General features: G+C 67.8%; 14 protein-coding genes and 1 pseudogene. 12 read left to right on the top strand and 3 right to left on the bottom strand.

All coding sequences use genetic code 11. The features are described from left to right. The 11 genes and pseudogenes from ACMUOO_RS12715 to ACMUOO_RS12665 form a co-directional block, all read left to right on the top strand. Positions 1-694, top strand: a pseudogene (locus ACMUOO_RS12715) (diguanylate cyclase); the annotation flags it as partial. Positions 695-732: 38 nt separating this feature from the next. Further along, a complete protein-coding gene (gene tsaE, locus ACMUOO_RS12710) occupies positions 733-1254 on the top strand; it encodes a tRNA (adenosine(37)-N6)-threonylcarbamoyltransferase complex ATPase subunit type 1 TsaE (RefSeq protein ID WP_301919781.1) in 522 nt (173 codons plus the stop codon). Continuing rightward, the gene (locus ACMUOO_RS12705) at positions 1247-2251 is read left to right on the top strand and encodes an aminoglycoside phosphotransferase family protein (RefSeq protein WP_301919780.1); all 1005 of its coding nucleotides are present in this window, start codon (positions 1247-1249) and stop codon (positions 2249-2251) included. The genes tsaE and ACMUOO_RS12705 overlap by 8 nt, the downstream gene beginning before the upstream one ends. Further along, on the top strand, positions 2248-2940 hold the full coding sequence (locus tag ACMUOO_RS12700; protein ID WP_367891219.1) for a nucleotidyltransferase family protein: 693 nt from the start codon (positions 2248-2250) through the stop codon (positions 2938-2940). Before ACMUOO_RS12705 ends, ACMUOO_RS12700 begins: the two co-directional genes overlap by 4 nt. Further along, the gene (gene addB / locus ACMUOO_RS12695) at positions 2933-5881 is read left to right on the top strand and encodes a double-strand break repair protein AddB (protein WP_301919779.1); all 2949 of its coding nucleotides are present in this window, start codon (positions 2933-2935) and stop codon (positions 5879-5881) included. The genes ACMUOO_RS12700 and addB overlap by 8 nt, the downstream gene beginning before the upstream one ends. Beyond that, positions 5878-9246 carry a double-strand break repair helicase AddA gene (addA, locus tag ACMUOO_RS12690; protein ID WP_301919778.1) on the top strand — a complete coding sequence of 1123 codons (3369 nt, stop codon included), beginning with the start codon at positions 5878-5880 and terminating at the stop codon, positions 9244-9246. Before addB ends, addA begins: the two co-directional genes overlap by 4 nt. Positions 9247-9303: 57 nt before the next feature. Beyond that, a complete protein-coding gene (trxA, locus tag ACMUOO_RS12685) occupies positions 9304-9624 on the top strand; it encodes a thioredoxin (protein WP_301919777.1) in 321 nt (106 codons plus the stop codon). A gap of 110 nt (positions 9625-9734) precedes the next feature. Further along, complete coding sequence (gene hslV, locus ACMUOO_RS12680; protein ID WP_301919776.1) at positions 9735-10292, top strand: ATP-dependent protease subunit HslV; 558 nt, start codon at positions 9735-9737, stop codon at positions 10290-10292. Further along, positions 10285-11376 (top strand): hypothetical protein, encoded by a 1092-nt coding sequence (locus ACMUOO_RS12675; protein ID WP_301919775.1) that lies wholly within the window; start codon positions 10285-10287, stop codon positions 11374-11376. Before hslV ends, ACMUOO_RS12675 begins: the two co-directional genes overlap by 8 nt. Next, positions 11373-12671, top strand: coding sequence for an ATP-dependent protease ATPase subunit HslU (gene hslU, locus ACMUOO_RS12670; RefSeq protein ID WP_301919774.1), 1299 nt, complete (start codon positions 11373-11375; stop codon positions 12669-12671). Before ACMUOO_RS12675 ends, hslU begins: the two co-directional genes overlap by 4 nt. Before the next feature lie 61 nt (positions 12672-12732). Next, positions 12733-13854 (top strand): alpha/beta hydrolase, encoded by a 1122-nt coding sequence (locus tag ACMUOO_RS12665; protein ID WP_301919773.1) that lies wholly within the window; start codon positions 12733-12735, stop codon positions 13852-13854. On the opposite strand, the gene ACMUOO_RS12660 is transcribed toward ACMUOO_RS12665, so the two are convergent. From ACMUOO_RS12660 to ACMUOO_RS12650, 3 genes are read right to left on the bottom strand one after another with little or no spacing between them, the layout of a single operon-like run. After that, complete coding sequence (locus tag ACMUOO_RS12660) at positions 13851-14441, bottom strand: Smr/MutS family protein (protein ID WP_301919772.1); 591 nt, start codon at positions 14439-14441, stop codon at positions 13851-13853. The genes ACMUOO_RS12665 and ACMUOO_RS12660 overlap by 4 nt on opposite strands. Further along, entirely contained in the window at positions 14438-15352 is a 915-nt protein-coding gene (locus ACMUOO_RS12655) for a murein transglycosylase A (RefSeq protein WP_301919771.1), read from the bottom strand. The genes ACMUOO_RS12660 and ACMUOO_RS12655 overlap by 4 nt, the downstream gene beginning before the upstream one ends. Before the next feature lie 3 nt (positions 15353-15355). After that, positions 15356-16012 (bottom strand): Tim44/TimA family putative adaptor protein, encoded by a 657-nt coding sequence (locus ACMUOO_RS12650; protein WP_301919770.1) that lies wholly within the window; start codon positions 16010-16012, stop codon positions 15356-15358. 117 nt (positions 16013-16129) lie between these two features. Here ACMUOO_RS12650 and ACMUOO_RS12645 point away from each other — a divergent pair. After that, positions 16130-16466 (top strand): FxsA family protein (locus tag ACMUOO_RS12645; RefSeq protein ID WP_413855431.1); only part of this gene is annotated, 337 nt, incomplete at its 3' end.

Below are 16466 nucleotides of genomic sequence, written 5' to 3'. Positions count from 1 at the left end.
AGTGGAGTTCCTATCGGCGCGGCCCACGCTCCATGCCTTTCTTGACCGGCTGCGCGAACGCCAGGTAATCCCCGAACCGAAGGATTACGCGAGCTGGCGCCAGCAGATGATGGATCTGGAAAAACAGGCGTCTCGCGGGCTCTACGAGGATACATGGACGCTGCCCTCGGGCCAGACCTATCACGTTGTAGGGCGGCCGCATCCGGACGGGGCTGTGGCCTTCCTTCTCGAAGACATCACCGCGGAGATCACTCTCACGCGCCGCTTCCGGTCGGAGATCGAGCTTGGACAGGCCGTTGTCGACACGGTCGAGGAGGCGATCGTCGTCTTCTCGCCGGCGGGCGAACTCATCCTTTCTAACAGCGCCTACGATACGCTTTGGGGTGTCGAGCCTGCGCTGACGCTCGGGAAGGTCACCGTCGTGGATTCGATCCGGCGCTGGCAGGAGGTGTCAAAGCCCGATCCGGCCTTCGGCGACATCCGTGATTTCGTGCTGGCAATGGAGGAGCGGGCCGCGTGGACCGCCGACCTCCGCCTCCTTGGTGGAGATGTGCTCGTCTGCCGGGTCGTGCCGCTTCCGGGCGGGGCGACACTCGTCGCATTCGCGCGGCCACCGGTGGCACGACCGCCTCTTCGCCGCGGGCGCCGGATCCGACGCGGGGACCATATGGTGCGCGGGGCGGCCGTCGTCTGATCCCTTGCGGGCAGGGGCGGGGCCGGTAAAGTCGCCACATGAGCGATGCCGCGCCCCTTGTCCGAACCGTCCACCTCACCGTTGGCTCGCCCGAGGAGACGACGCGGCTTGCGCGCTGGCTGGGCGCCCGGCTCGGAGCGGGCGATACGGTTCTGCTGGAGGGCGCCATCGGGGCAGGGAAGTCGCATTTCTGCCGCGGCCTCATCCAATCGCGCCTGGCCGACCTTGGCCGCTCCGAGGACGTGCCGTCGCCGACCTTCACACTGGTACAGGTCTATGATGCGGGGCCGGTCGAAATCTGGCACGCGGACCTTTACCGCCTCGGCGGAGCCGACGAGGTTGCAGCACTTGGCCTGGAGGACGCGTTCGAAGAAGCCATCTGCCTGGTCGAATGGCCCGACCGGCTGGGCGATGCCTGCCCCTCGGGCGCGCTGGCGATCACGCTTTCGCCAGCATCAGGCGGGGACGCCGAACGGGACGTATCGATTTCGGCGTCCGCCTCCCGCTGGGCCCCGGTACTCGCCGCACTCGCGGAAGGGGAGTGGCGCGCCGATGAGTGATCGCGGAAGGGACATCGCAGCCTTTCTCGCCGCCGCAGGCTGGGATGCCGCAGACCGCGCGCCGCTCGCCGGGGACGCCTCCGCGCGGCGATACGAGCGGTTGAGGCTGGGTGCGCAAAGCGCAGTGCTCATGGACGCCCCGCCGGAGCGCGGCGAAGACACGCGGCGCTTCGAGTTGATGGATCGGTGGCTCTGCGACCGGGGCTACTCCGCTCCGCGGATCCTGGCCGGGGATCACGCGAGGGGGTTGCTTCTGCTCGAAGATCTCGGCGACGCGCTGGTCGCCCGGTTGCTTGCATCGGCGCCGGACCGGGAACGGACGATCTATGCCGCCGCGACAGACTTCCTCTCGGACCTTCATCGCCATCGGCCGCCGGCCTTCGCCGCGGCGCTCGACGGGCCTGCGCTTGCCGGGCTGACGGCACTTACACCGGATTGGTATCTGCGCGGAATCGGCGCGGCTTCGAGCGCAGCCGCATACGCCCTGCCGGAACTGGTCAAGGAACTGTATGACCGGCTGAACCATGCCACGCCGGTCCTGTCGTTGCGTGACTTCCATTCCGAGAACCTGATCTGGCTCCCCGACCGCGGGGGCCATGCGCGGCTTGGGCTGCTCGACTTTCAGGACGCCGTCGTGACCCACCCGGCCTACGACCTCGTGTCGCTTCTGCAGGACGCACGGCGCGATCTTGCCAAGGGGACCGAGGAGGCGATGATCGCGCGCTACGTGGCAGCGCGGGGATTTGAGATGGAAGGCTTCACGGCGACCTACTCGCTCCTCGGCGCGCAGCGGGCGCTGCGGATCGTCGGCGTCTTCGCCCGTCTCGCCCAGCGCGACCGCAAGCCGCACTACCTCGCATACCTGCCCCGCGTCTGGGCTGCGCTGGAGCGCAATCTGCTGCATCCGGAATTGGCCGGGCTTGCCGCAGCCGTCCGTGCCGGCCTGCCTGCGCCGACACCGCAACGCATCGCCCGGCTCGCAGGGGGATCGGGATGAACCCCAGTGCCGCGATGCTCTTCACGGCCGGCTTTGGCACCCGCATGGGTTCTCTCACGCAGGACCGGCCAAAGCCCCTGATCGAGGTCGGCGGGCACACGTTGCTCGACCACGCTCTGGCTGTGCTGGACGGTGCCGGCATCCGCGATGTTGTCGCCAACCTGCATTATCTTCCCGACCAGATCGTTCGACACCTTTCCATGCGCCCGGGCATCCGGTTCTCGGACGAGACGCCGCTGATCCTGGAAACCGGCGGCGGGCTTCTGAATGCGCTTCCCCTGCTGGGGGAGGGTCCCGTCTTCACGCTGAACACTGACGCGGTCTGGACCGGCGCCAACCCGATCGAAGAGCTGCGCACCGCCTGGCGGCCGGACCCGATGGATGGGCTCCTCCTCCTCGTTCCGCGCGAGGCGGCGACCGGCCACACCGGCGCGGGCGATTTCGATCTCTGTGCCGACGGGCGCATCCGGCGCGGGCGCGGCTTTGTCTACACCGGGGCGGGGATCGTGAAGACGGACGGCCTCGGCCGGGTCGGAGAGCGGGTCTTCTCGCTGAACCGGCTCTGGAACGAGATGGCGGCGGGCGGGCGGCTCTTCGGCACCGTCCATGTCGGCGGCTGGTGCGACGTGGGTCGGCCGGAGTCGATTCCGCTGGCCGAGGCGCTCTTGCGGGGGAACGGGCGTGATTGACCACGACGCAGAGGTGAAGCTTTACGGCTTGCCGCCCGGAGTGGATTTTCCCGCGGCCTTCGTCGACGGTCTTCTCGCGCGGATGGCGAGCGCTGCGCCCGAGGCCATCGCGCGCGTGACTGTCTATCTCAACACCGCGCGCATGCTCTCGGCCGTCCGTACCGCGTTTGATGCGCGCGGCGCACGCTTGCTTCCGCGGCTCAGGATCGTCACCGATCTCGGCCGCACTCCGATGCCCGGCGTGCCGCCAGCAGTGCCGCCACTCAGGCGTCGGCTCGAACTCGCCCGGCTGGTCGCCGAACTTGTCCGGCGCGAGGCGGATTTTGCGGCCGGAACAGCCGTCTTCGATCTTGCCGAGAGCCTCGCCGCGCTCATGGACGAGATGCAGGGCGAAGGGGTGACACCTGCGGCGCTCGATGCGGCCGATCTCGCCGAAGATCATGCCGCGCACTGGGAGCGCAGTCTCGCCTTCATCCGCATCGTCTCGCGCTACTTCGCGGTCGATGCCACGCCGGATGCGGAGGCGCGGCAGAGGCGGATCGCCGAGGCGCTGGCAGATCGATGGGTCAATTGCCCGCCGCCCGACCCGGTGATCATCGCGGGCTCCACCGGGTCGCGCGGAGCGACGCAGCTTCTGATGCGCGCGGCGGCGAGGCTGCCGAATGGCGCTGTCGTGCTGCCCGGGTTCGACTTCGACATGCCCGGCTTTGCCTGGGACAGCCTTCACGCCGGGCCAGTTCCCAACGAGGACCATCCGCAGTACCGGTTCCTCGCGCTGACCCGGGCGCTCGGCGTCACGCCATCCGCTGTCGGCAGATGGGCCGGGACGCCGCCAACCGACCCCGCCCGGAACCGGCTGATCTCGCTGTCGCTCCGGCCGGCGCCGGTGACCGACCAATGGATCCGGGAGGGGGCCGCGCTTGGCCCGCTTCTTCCCGCCACCGAGCGGCTCGATCTCATCGAGGCCCCCGACCCGCGGGCCGAGGCGCTCGCCATCGCGCTTCGTCTGCGCAAGGCGGCCGAGGACGGTCGGCGCGCGCACCTCGTGACGCCCGACCGCGTGCTCGCCCGCCGTGTCACGGCCGCGTTGGACCGCTGGGGAATCATCCCGGACGACAGCGCCGGCAGGCCGCTGGTGCAATCCGCGCCGGGCCGATTCCTGCGTCACGTCGCGCAACTTTTCGGGCGGCCGGTGTCTGCCGAAGCGCTGATCGTGCTTCTGAAGCACCCGCTCGCGGCGACGGGCGCCGGTGATCGCGGATCGCATCTGCGGTTCACGCGCGATCTGGAACTTCACCTGCGACGTCATGGCCCCGCTTTTCCGACTGCGGCGGCCCTTTCCGTCTGGGCGGCCCGGAAGGGCGAGTCCAAGCGCCTTGCCTGGGCGGAATGGGTGGGGACGATCCTCGCTAGCGCCACCCGCCCGGCAGACAGTACGCTTTGCGCCTGTGTAGACGCGCATCTGGCGCTCGCCGGTGCCATTGCCGCGGGGCCAGGCGGGAACGTTGAGGCAAGCGAGCTTTGGCGGCGCGAAGCCGGTGAGCTTGCGCGCAGCGTGATGGAGGAGTTGCGGCGCGAAGCCGTGCATGGCGCCGACTTCTCGCCAACGGACTACGTCGAAATGGTGACCAGGCTCCTCTCGGCCGGTAACGTCCGGCAGGGACCGGAAGCGCACCCACTGGTTGCCATTCGTGGCACGCTCGAGGTCCGCACCGGGGGGGCGGACCTGACCATCCTTGCCGGACTGAACGAAGGCATCTGGCCCGCCCCGCCCGCACCCGATCCTTGGCTCTCGCGGCAGATGCGGCTCAAGGCAGGGCTTCTGCTGCCCGAGCGGCAGATCGGGCTCTCCGCCCATGACTTCCAGCAGGCAGCGGCAGCGGTCGAGGTCGTCCTTTCCCGCGCCGTCCGCGACGAGGAGGCAGAGACGGTGCCGTCACGGTGGCTCGCAAGGCTGACCAACCTGCTCGCCGGTCTTGCCGACCAGGATGGCCCCGAAGCGCTGGAGGCAATGCGCGCCCGGGGCCGGTACTGGCTGGGCCTCGCGGCGGCGCTCGAAACGCCCGCAGCGCGCGTTCCCCCAGCCCCGCGACCCGCGCCGCGCCCGCCGGTCGGCGCCCGCCCCGGGAGCCTGGCGGTGACCGGCATCTCGACGCTCATCCGCGACCCCTACGCCATCTACGCCCGGCACATCCTGCGTCTCTATCCACTCGACCCCCTGAGCGGCCGACCCGATGCCAGGATGCGGGGCGAGACCCTGCATGACATTGTCGCCCGCTTCGTACGAGAACGTCCTTCGGGTGAGACTGTGGCCGAGGCCAAGGCACGTCTTCTCGCCGTGACCGGGTCGGTGCTGGCCGATCAGGTCCCCTGGCCCAGCGCCCAGCGCCTCTGGCGCATGCGAATTGCGCGGATTGCACCCGCCTTCGTGGCGGCGGAATCCCTGAGAGCGACAAGGGGTGTGCCCGCGATCATCGAAGAGAAGGGCTCCGTCCCGTTGGAGGGCGTCGCGTTCACCCTCACGGCCCGACCCGACCGCATCGACCTCCTGAGCGATGGCCGTGTCCACATCTACGACTACAAGTCCGGCACGCCGCCGAGTTCCAAGCAGCAGCGAACCTTCGACAAGCAGCTTCTCCTTGAGGCAGCCATGGCCGAGCGCGGCGCCTTCGCCGCCCTCGGACCGCGTGGCGTCGAGGGCGCGACCTACATCCAGCTTGGCGGCGAGGGCAAGGAAGCGGTCGTCCCGATCGACCGGGACATCCTGGCCGAGGCGTGGGCGTCGCTGCACCGGCTCATCGGAGCTTTCGCGCGTCGCACGACCGGATATACGTCTCGCCGCGCCGTATTCGGAACACTCGCCGCCGGTGACTACGACCATCTGGCCCGCTTCGGCGAGTGGGAGATGGCCTCCCCCTCGACGCCGGAGGACGTGGGATGAGGCGCGACGACGCGAGCGAACGGCAGGTGCAGGCGGCCGACCCGGCGGCCTCGACGTGGCTTTCTGCCAACGCCGGATCGGGCAAGACCAAGGTCCTGACCGATCGGGTTGCGCGGCTGCTTCTTGGCGGCACCGAGCCACAGCACATCCTTTGCCTGACCTACACCAAGGCCGCCGCCAGCGAGATGCAGAACCGCCTGTTCCGAAGGCTCGGTGCCTGGGCCATGCTGCCCGAGAATAAGTTGCGCGAGGAGCTTGCCGCCCTCGGACTCGACGGGCCCGTCGATGGCGACGCACTGGCGCGCGCGCGGAGGCTCTTTGCCCGCGCCATCGAGACGCCGGGCGGATTGAAGATCCAGACAATCCACTCCTTTTGCGCGGGCCTCCTGCGGCGGTTTCCGCTCGAAGCCCGGGTATCACCCGACTTCACCGAACTCGACGACCGCGCGGCCCGCCTTTTGCGCGACGAGATAGCCGAGGAGATGGCATCGGGCGACGACTTGGCGGCATTCGATGCCGGTGCGGGCCTGCTGTCCGGCGAGGACCTCGGAACATTTCTCTCGGATCTTTGCCGGATCAGAGCCTGTTTTCATCCGAGCCTCGGCCGTGAAGAGATACTCGCGGGCTTTGGCCTTCGCCCCGACGTCGACGAGGACGCGCTCGTCGGCGCGACGCTCGCGCCCGGGGATATCGACGCACTGCGGCAGCTGGTTCCCGTCCTCATGTCCGGCAAGTCGAAGGATGTGGAGCTTGCCTCGGGGATCGAAACTGCACTGCGCGAACCTCGCGGCGCGGCCTTCCTAGCGTCGCTCGAGCGTCTCTTCCTCTTCGGCGCAAAGGCCGCGAACCCCTACGGCGCAAAGATCGGCGTCGTGCCGACAAAAGATGTCCGCGAAGGTCCCGCTGCCGCCTTGATGCCGCAGATCGAGACGCTGATGACCCGCCTTGCCGACGGGCGCGAACGCCGCCTCGCACTTGCTGCCGCCGAGAAGACGCTTGCGCTTCATCGATTTGCCGCAGCCTTCCTGCCGCGGTACGAATCACGAAAAGCCCAAGCCGGCCTGCTGGACTTCGACGACCTCATCACACGGTCCGCGGTGCTTCTGTCCGACCGGACGGTGGCGTCCTGGGTCCTTTTCCGCCTTGACGGCGGGATAGACCATATCCTCGTGGACGAGGCGCAGGACACGAGCCCCGGCCAGTGGCAGGTGATCGAGCGTCTTGCCGAGGAGTTCACGACGGGCGAGGGCGCGCGGAGGGTCGAGCGGACGATCTTCGTCGTCGGCGACAAGAAGCAGTCGATCTATTCCTTCCAGGGCGCCGACCTTGCCGCCTTCGATGCCATGCGCGATCACTTCACGGCGAAGTATGCCCAGATCGGGCGTGCGGTGGTGACGTTGGAGCTTGAACATTCGTTCCGCTCCTCCGACGCGATCCTGCGCGTTGTCGATCTCACGTTCGACGAACGGGTGAACCGGGGACTCGGCGGCAGTCCGAAGCACATCGCCTTCCATGTCGACCGGCCGGGACGGGTGGACCTGTGGCCACTGGTGCCAAAGGCAGAGGAACCGGAGCCGGAGAACTGGTACGACCCCGTCGATCTTCTGCCCGAAGATCACCACAACGTCGTGCTTGCCCGGCGGATCGCCAAGAACATCCGTCGCATGATCGACGAGGGCGTGGCGATCCCGACGGACAAGGGCCCGCGTCCCGTGGACGAGGGCGACTTCCTTGTCCTCGTGCAGCGTCGGTCGGATCTCTTCCACGAGATCATCCGCGCCTGCAAGGCGGCGGGGCTCAGGATCGCCGGCGCGGATCGGCTGAAGATCGGCGGCGAACTGGCGGTGAAAGACCTCACCGCCCTCTTGCGGTTCCTTGCCACGCCCGAGGATGACCTTTCGCTCGCCGCCGCCCTGCGCTCGCCCCTGTTCGGCTGGAGCGAAGGGGCGCTCTATGACCTTGCCCAGCCGCGCCCGGAAAAGAGCTACCTCTGGAGCGCGCTTCGGGCTGGGGCCGAGGGTCATTTGGCAACGCTGGAGATCTTGCGTGACCTGCTCGATGCCGCCGACTTCCTCAGGCCCTTCGAACTCCTCGAAAGGATCCTGACGCGGCACGAGGGGCGCGGGAGGCTTGTCGCCCGCCTCGGGCCGGAAGCCGAGGAAGGGATCGATGCGCTCTTGAACGAAGCGCTCGGCTACGAGCGGGCCTCGGTGCCAAGCCTTACCGGTTTCCTTGGCTGGCTCGATGCCGAGGAGGTGGAGATCAAGCGGCGGCTCGACACCGCGACCCGGGCAATCCGGGTGATGACGGTCCACGGCGCCAAGGGACTCGAATCGCCCGTCGTCATCCTGCCCGACACCGCCAGGCGGCGGAACGACGTCCGTGATCCCATCCTCGCCGCGAAGGCGGGCGCTCTCTGGAAGACGCCCTCAGAGGAAAGCCCGGCGCTGATCGCCGCGGAACGAAAGGCCATGCTGGAACGCCAACGGGACGAACGGATGCGGCTTCTCTACGTTGCCATGACGCGGGCGGAAAGCTGGCTCATCGTCTGCGGCGCCGGCGATGCGGGAGACGATCGGGAAAGCTGGCACAGCCTCGTCGCAGACGGGATCGAGAAGGCCGGGGCGATCGACCTGATCGTCGAAGGCGGCGTCGGCCGACGGCACGAAAGCGGCACCTGGCCCTCAAACCTGCCAAATCGCGCCGGCGACAGTCCGCGACGCGAGGCGACGCCCCTGTGGGTGCACGAACAACCCGGGGCGCCAGTACGCGCCCCACCGCCCCTGTCGCCCTCGGCACTCGGCGGCGCCAAGGCGCTTCCGGGAGAGGGGGCCCGAAACGAAGACGAAGCGATGCGGCGCGGCACCTGGCTCCACCGGCTTCTCGAGCACCTGCCACTGTGGCCGGAGGCCGACTGGCCCGAACTGGCGGGGACGCTTCTTTCGGAGGGGCCGGCGGCGGAGGATTCGGCAGAAACAGAGACGATTCTGGCCGAGGCACGCCAAGTTCTGTCGGCACCCGAGATGAAAGCGCTTCTCGGTCGCGGGGCATTGACGGAGGTCGAGGTCACGGCGCGGGTGCCGGCGCTGGGCGGGCGGGTCGTGCATGGCACGATCGACCGATTGATCGTCTCCGACAGCAGCGTGCTGGCGGTCGACTACAAATCGAATGTCGTTGTGCCCGGGCGGCCCGAAGATGTGCCTGACGGAATCCTGCGCCAGATGGGCGCCTACGCGGCGATGCTCGGGCAGATCTATCCGGATCGCCGGATCGAAACAGCGATCCTCTGGACGCGGACCGGCACCCTCATGCCGCTGCCTCCCGAGATCGTGAGGGCCGCGCTCCTGGCAACCACCATCCCTTGACGCGCCCGGGGACGGTCCATACCTTCTGCGCAACCGTTCCCGATCTGGAGAGATTCCATGTCCACCGTCGCCGTCACCGACGCCAACTTCGACACCGAGGTCCGCAACTCCGCCATTCCCGTCGTAGTCGACTTCTGGGCGGAGTGGTGCGGCCCCTGCAAGCAGATCGGCCCGGCGCTGGAGGAACTGTCCGAACAGTATGCCGGCAAGGTGAAGATCGCCAAGGTGAACGTCGACGAGAACCCCGACCTGCCGATGCAGTTCGGCGTGCGTGGCATTCCGGCTCTCTTCATGTTCAAAGGCGGTCAGGTGGTGTCGAACAAGGTCGGCGCCGCGCCGAAGGCCGCGCTGCAGAACTGGATCGAGTCCGCGATCTGAACCCGATCCCGAAAACAGACCGGCTAGGGCGCCTTCCGGCGCCCTTTTTCTTGGCGGTTGCGGCCCATGGCGGCGGTGGCCATATAGGGTCGTGAAGAACGGAGGGGCCGATGGCGAATGACACGTTTCCGGGCTGGCACGGCACGACGATCCTCGGTGTCCGCCGCGGTGGCGAAGTCGTGGTCGCGGGCGACGGCCAGGTGAGCCTCGGCCAGACGGTGATCAAGGGCACCGCGCGCAAGGTCCGCAGGCTTTCGCCGGGCGGGCGCGATGTGGTCGTGGGCTTTGCCGGCTCGACGGCGGATGCCTTCACGCTCCTGGAGCGGCTGGAGAAGAAGCTGGAGGCGGCCCCCGGGCAGCTGATGCGCGCCTGCGTGGAACTGGCGAAGGACTGGCGCACCGACAAGTACCTCCAGAAGCTGGAAGCAATGCTGATCGTCACCGACGGAACGACGCTCCTTGTCGTGACTGGCGCGGGCGACGTGCTGGAGCCCGAACATGACGTGGCCGCCATCGGTTCGGGCGGAAACTTCGCGCTCGCCGCCGCGCGGGGCCTCATGGAGACGGACCTCTCGGCCGAGGAGGTTGCGCGCAGGGCCATGGCCATCGCGGCCGATATCTGCGTCTACACCAACGGCAACCTCACTGTGGAGACGATCCGTGGCTGAGGAGCCGAACACCTTCGGCTCGGCCGACCTGCGCGCCGCAGTTGCCGCCGGGATCGTGACCGAGGCGCAGGCCGCGGGGCTGATGGCGCTTGCCAATGACCGGGCAGGCAAACGTGGTGCCCTTCCAGGCGAGGATGAGCCGTTCGAGTTCTTCCGGGGTTTTGCCGAAATCTTCATCGCCACCGGCCTCGTGGTGCTTATCGGCGGGCTCGCGCTCCTGCTGACCGTGCTCGGCGGGGTGACGGTCCTGATCCTGATCCCCGCGATCATCGCCGGGGTGGCATGGGCGATGGCGCGATATTTCACGCTGAGGCGGCGGATGAACCTGCCGTCGATGGTGCTCGTCAGTGCCTATTCAGGCGGAATCTACGTCTCGCTGCTCACCTTCCTCGGGCAGATGGACCTTGGGTTCAGGGGCGTCGCCTTCGCCTCGGCATCGCTGACGGCAGCGGCGGTCCTCGTCTGGTTCCGCCGCTTCCGGCTGCCCTTCTCGATGTTCGTCTTCGGCCTCTTTGCGCTGCTGGCGACCTACGCGCTTTTCACCCGCTACAATCCCGGCGGCATGGTCCACGATCTGGACGGGTGGGTGCGCAGCTTTGTCCCGCGTGCCAATCTCACGCTCGCCTCGCTGGTCTTCGGCATCGGTGCCTTCGCCGGCGCGATGTGGTTCGACCTGAAGGACACGCACCGGATCGGGCGGCATTCGGCGACCGCCTTCTGGCTGCACCTGCTGGCTGGCGCGGCACTTGTCAATTCCATCGCCGGGAACATCTGGGGCGCCGGGGGATCGGCCGCGATCCTCCCGACCACGCTGGCGCTTGTGATTTTCGCGCTCGTCGCGCTCATCATCGACCGTCGGTCGATTCTGACCGCGGGCACCGCCTATGTCGGCGCCGTGATCTACTGGGCCGTCACCGGCGACGGGGCGGCCGACGCCATGGACTGGGCACGGATTCTCATCATCCTCGGCGCATTCTTCACCATCCTTGGCACCTGGTGGGTGCCGTTGCGCGCCGCCATCATGCGGTCGCTGCCCGATTTCCCAGGCAAGAACCGGTTGCCGCCCTATTCGGAGCTTAAATGACCAACCTGACCCCGCGCGAGATCGTCTCGGAACTCGACCGTTTCATCATCGGCCAGAGGGACGCCAAGCGTGCGGTTGCCGTGGCCCTGCGGAACCGCTGGCGGAGGAAGCAGCTTTCCGACGACCTGCGGGATGAAGTCTATCCCAAGAACATCCTGATGATCGGGCCGACGGGCGTCGGCAAGACCGAGATATCGCGCCGCCTCGCAAAGCTGGCGAAGGCGCCGTTCCTGAAAGTCGAGGCGACGAAATTCACCGAGGTGGGCTATGTCGGCCGCGACGTCGAGCAGATCGTGCGCGACCTGACCGACGCCGCGATGATCGAAACCCGCGAGCGCATGCGCGAGGAGGTGAAGGCCCGCGCCCACAAGGCGGCGGAGGACAGGGTGATCGAAGCCATCGCCGGCGCGGACGCCCGCGAACAGACGCGGGAGATGTTCCGCACGCGGCTGAAGAAGGGCGAACTTGACGGCACGATGATCGAGCTGGATGTGGCCGAGGCGGCGCCGCAGATGCCATTCGAGCTTCCCGGCCAGCCGGGCATGGGAGTGATGAACCTGGGCGACCTCTTCGGCAAGGCCTTCGGCGGTCGGCGCGTGCGCAAGCGCATGACCGTCGCCGAAAGCTACGAACTCCTGATCCAGGAAGAGGCCGACAAGCTGCTCGACGACGAGGCGGTGAAGGCGGCGGCCCTGGAGGCGGTGCAGGAAAACGGCATCGTCTTCATCGACGAGATCGACAAGGTCTGCGCCCGGGCCGAGACGCGGGGCGCGGATGTCAGCCGCGAGGGCGTGCAGCGCGACCTCCTGCCGCTGATCGAGGGCACGACCGTGTCGACGAAGTACGGCGCGGTGAAGACCGACCACATCCTCTTCATCGCCTCCGGTGCCTTCCACATCGCCAAGCCCTCTGATCTTCTGCCCGAGTTGCAGGGCCGACTGCCGATCCGGGTCGAGCTTCGCGCGCTGACGGAAGAGGATTTCGTGCGCATCCTGACCGAAACGGACAATGCGCTGACCCGGCAGTACACGGCATTGCTGGGAACCGAAGAGGTATCGGTCAGCTTCACGGCGGACGGGATTGCCGCACTTGCCCGGATCGCCGCGGAGGTGAACCGCAGCATCGAGAACATCGGCGCGCGCAGGCTCTACACCGTCATGGAGAGGGTGTTCGAGGAGCTTTCCTTTACCGCCCCCGATCGCGCGGGCGACGCCGTGACGATCGATGCCGGGTTCGTCGAGAAGAACCTCGGCGATCTCGTCCGGTCCGCGGATCTCAGCCGGTATGTGCTCTGATAACGTGGCGCGACCGTTCTGGTTGGGTTAATCAGGGTGCGAGGGCGCGGTTGAGGGCGTGATGCAGCGGATTGTCGGAACGGTGGCGATCTTTCTGAGCCTTGCGGGATGCGCGCCGCGGGGAGAGGTCCGGGTCGATCCGTCGGCGGCGTCGATCGGTACGGTCGAACCCGTCTTCATCGGCACGACACGCGGCGAGATGGCCGACACTGGCGAGGAATATGGCCGCGCCCGCAGCGAGATCACGCGCTTCGCGCGGCTGGACATCGCGGTGCCTCCTGAGCGGTCCCCTGGTGAGATTCGCTGGACGCCTCCGCACCGCAAGCCCGATCCCAACAGGGAGTTCTTGACGACGCGCGAAGTCGCCTATCCCTCTGGAACGGCCTTTCGCCGGGACCTCGCGGCCGAACTTGCCCGCATGACACCCGGCGAGCGCAACGCAGTCGTGTTCGTCCACGGGTTCAACTCCAGCTTTGCCGAAGGCGCCTACCGGCTTGCGCAACTTGGCCACGACCTCGACCTTGGAGGGGCTCTCGTCCACTATTCCTGGCCTTCGCGCGCTCATGCGCTGGCCTATGTCTATGACCGCGACAGCGCCATGTTTGCCCGCGACGGGCTCGAAGCGCTGCTGCGTCAGGTAGACCGGGCCGGGGCGCAGAATGTCCTCATCATCGCCCATTCCATGGGCTCGGCCCTGGCGATGGAGACGCTCCGGCAGATAGCGATCCGGGGCGACAAGCAGCTTCTCTCGCGCATAGAGGCTGTCGTGCTGATCTCACCCGATATTGATGTCGACGTGTTCCGCGCGCAGGCGCAAGCCGTTGGACCGTTGAAGAATCCGATCATCATCTTCACGTCGCGCAGGGACCGGGCGCTTGCACTCTCGGCACGGATTACCGGACAGGCCGACCGGCTCGGCAACGTGCGTGACATTGCCGAACTTGGCAACCTGGACGTCGTCTTGCTCGATACCACCGCATTTTCTACGGGAGCGGGGCATTTCAACGTCGCGAACTCGCCGGCGCTCATCTCGATCCTCAGCCGGATCGGCGATGTCGATACCGTGCTTGCAGCCGATCAGGCGTCACGCACCGGCCTGCTGTCAGGCGCAGTCCTGACCGTGCAGGGCGCCACTCAGATCGTCCTGTCGCCGGTCACGGCGATGTCCGGCCTCCAGAACTAGCGGGCGCGGCGCAGGTACACGTAGTAGGCTCCCATGCCGCCATGCTTCAGGTGTGCCGACGCGATCTGCTGAACGACGGTGCCCAGCGGCGGTTGCGTCAGCCAGTGGGGCACCTGATGGCGGAGCACGCCGACGCGCTGCGGGATCGGCCCGTGATCGTCGGCGCGCTTGCCCTTGCCCGTGATGACGAGAACGAGGCGCTTGCCGGCTCGGTGCGCGGCCATCACGAAGCGGATCAGTTCCGGATGCGCCTCGGCCAGGGTCATGCCGTGCAGGTCGATCCGCCCTTCGGGAGCAAGCTTGCCGCGTGTCAGATCGCGATGCGCGCGCCGGTCCATGCGAACCGTCTGCGTCGCGAGCCGCTCTTCGATCGTGGGGGCGAGGTCGTGCATGGCGGTCAGCGGTCGGGCGAGATCGCCGATGTGGAATTCCGCCGCTGCGGGCCTCGCTACTGGCGGCTTCACCTTCGGCGCAGGCTCGTGAAGTGCCGAGAGGGGGCGCCGGGTCCGCATGGGCTTCGCCGTCCCGGCAACCCGGTCCCAGAGCGCGCGCTCCTCCTCGCTGAGTCCGCGGCGTCGGCGGCTCATGGCGCGACCCTCGCGGCCAGTTCGTGGGGCAGGAGCGTGACGAGCCGGCCACCGAGCCGCATGGCGCCAGCACGGCGGCCGGCATCATCCCCGCTGCCGCAGAAGATGTCGCCCCGCTGCGGACCGCGGATTGCGCTGCCCGTATCCTGCGCAATGATCAACGCCCGGATATCGCCGGCCTCCGCCCAGACCGGTGCCCCAAGGGGGATGTGGTCCGGGTCCACCGCCAAGCTCCGGCCGGCTGTCACCTGCCGGCCCATGGTGCCGAGCGGCCCGCCATCTTCAGGGAGGTCGAGGGGGCGGAAGAATACGTAGGACGGGTTGTGGTTCAGAAGATTCGTCACCGCCTCGGGGCGCGCCAGGCACCAGGCGCGGATAGCTGCGGCCGACATCGCGGATTCCGCGATCTCACCCTGCCGGACGAGCTCGACCCCGATCGAGCGGTAGGGATGGCCGTTCCTCCCCGCGAAGCCGAAACGACGCACCGAACCGTCGGGCATGCGGACGCGGACAGAGCCCTGAACCTGCGCCAGGAAGGCTTCCACCGCACTCTCAAGCCAGACGAGTTCGTGGCCCGCGAGCAGGTCGCCTGCGACGATCTCCGCCCGCGTGAACCACGGGCCGCTGCCGATGAGGGCAGGACGCCCATGAAGCGGATGGCGGAAATTGCCGGTGCGGGCAAGTTCCCCTGCAACCTCGGGCTCGTAGTATCCGGTCACCAGCGCGGGAGGATCGCCGATGAGAACCGGGCTGAAGTTGCGTTCGAAGAAATCCCGTGCAGCACCCTTGCCGGGCCGTGGCCAGGATCCGTCAAGCAGATCTGCGGTCGCCGCATAGGCGGCAAGCGCGGCGGCATGGTCATCCGCCACCCAGCCGGACAGCGTGTTGAACGCCAACCGCCGGGCCGCCACGGATCAGGCGCCGGTCGCGACGAGCTGCCAGTTCGGGTCGTTCGACCCCATCCTGCGGGCAAAGGTCCAGATATCGCGCTGGCGCCGCACTTCCTTCGGGTCGCCCTCGACAATCTCGCCCGCGGCGTTGCGGGCAACCGAGGTCAGTTCGCTGGCGAAGCGGACCGTCAACTCGGCCTCACCGGTGGCCCGGTCGAACTCGGCGTCCTGCAGCGTGACCTCGCGGATGCCCAGGAACTCCGCCGTGACGTTCAGGCCCCGCGAGGCGCGCTGGGCCACGACCTCCGCGAAGGCCTCGTGGACATCCTCCGAAAGAAAGGCCTCTACCTTCGCGAGATCGCCCTTCTCGAAGGCCATCAGGATCATCTCGTACGCGCCGCGCGCGCCGGAGAGGAAGTCGGAGACCGAGAAACTCGGCTCCGCCTGCTTCATGGCAGCTAGCGCCCGCGCAGCGTCGCTGCCATCGGGGACATGATCGGTGATGTCGCGGTCGGGACCGCCCTCGATGACCTCGAAACGGCCCTTGCGCTCATCCGGAAGCCGCGCGGGCGCCGGCGGCTTTTCGAAGCCTTCGCGGCTGCCGAGCACGTTTTTCAGCCGCAGGATAAGGAAGATCGCAATCGCCGCAAGGACGAGAAGCTGGATGACAGCGCTGTTCATCGGAAAATGGCCCTTGCGGCCGCACGGGTTCCCGGCGGGGTTGGTATCGAAGTCACTTCCCACTTATGTAAGTGACGGGTGGGGTCAAGTCCACATCGGCCCCGGAAAGGACATCTCATGTGGCTTCTGGTCGCGTTCATTGCGGTTCCGCTGATCGAGATCGGCCTGTTCATACAGGTCGGCGGTCTGATCGGCCTCTGGCCGACACTTGCGATCGTGCTTCTGACCGCGATCGCGGGAAGCTGGCTCGTAAGGATGCAGGGGGCGCTGGCGCTCGCCGAGCTCCGGGGCTCTCTGAACGAGTTGCGCGATCCGACCGAGCCGATCGCGCACGGGGCCTTGATCCTCCTCGCCGGGGCGCTTCTGCTGACGCCCGGCTTCTTCACCGACACCATGGGCATCCTGCTGTTGATCCCGCCGGTTCGCTCGGCCGTCTTGCGGTACCTCGCGTCGC

It is taken from the genome of Albidovulum sp., assembly GCF_041919395.1.
Taxonomy (GTDB): Bacteria; Pseudomonadota; Alphaproteobacteria; order Rhodobacterales; family Rhodobacteraceae; genus Albidovulum.
The sequence above is the reverse complement of the archived record's forward strand: the minus strand, read 5'-3'. Positions and strand labels throughout refer to the sequence as shown.

Coding starts and splice junctions, on each gene's coding strand:
- tsaE (WP_301919781.1), top strand. CDS start 733: ATGAGCGATGCCGCGCCCCTTGTCCGAACCGTCCACCTCACCGTTGGC.
- ACMUOO_RS12705 (WP_301919780.1), top strand. CDS start 1,247: ATGAGTGATCGCGGAAGGGACATCGCAGCCTTTCTCGCCGCCGCAGGC.
- ACMUOO_RS12700 (WP_367891219.1), top strand. CDS start 2,248: ATGAACCCCAGTGCCGCGATGCTCTTCACGGCCGGCTTTGGCACCCGC.
- addA (WP_301919778.1), top strand. CDS start 5,878: ATGAGGCGCGACGACGCGAGCGAACGGCAGGTGCAGGCGGCCGACCCG.
- trxA (WP_301919777.1), top strand. CDS start 9,304: ATGTCCACCGTCGCCGTCACCGACGCCAACTTCGACACCGAGGTCCGC.
- hslV (WP_301919776.1), top strand. CDS start 9,735: ATGGCGAATGACACGTTTCCGGGCTGGCACGGCACGACGATCCTCGGT.
- hslU (WP_301919774.1), top strand. CDS start 11,373: ATGACCAACCTGACCCCGCGCGAGATCGTCTCGGAACTCGACCGTTTC.
- ACMUOO_RS12665 (WP_301919773.1), top strand. CDS start 12,733: ATGCAGCGGATTGTCGGAACGGTGGCGATCTTTCTGAGCCTTGCGGGA.
- ACMUOO_RS12660 (WP_301919772.1), bottom strand. CDS start 14,441: ATGAGCCGCCGACGCCGCGGACTCAGCGAGGAGGAGCGCGCGCTCTGG.
- ACMUOO_RS12650 (WP_301919770.1), bottom strand. CDS start 16,012: ATGAACAGCGCTGTCATCCAGCTTCTCGTCCTTGCGGCGATTGCGATC.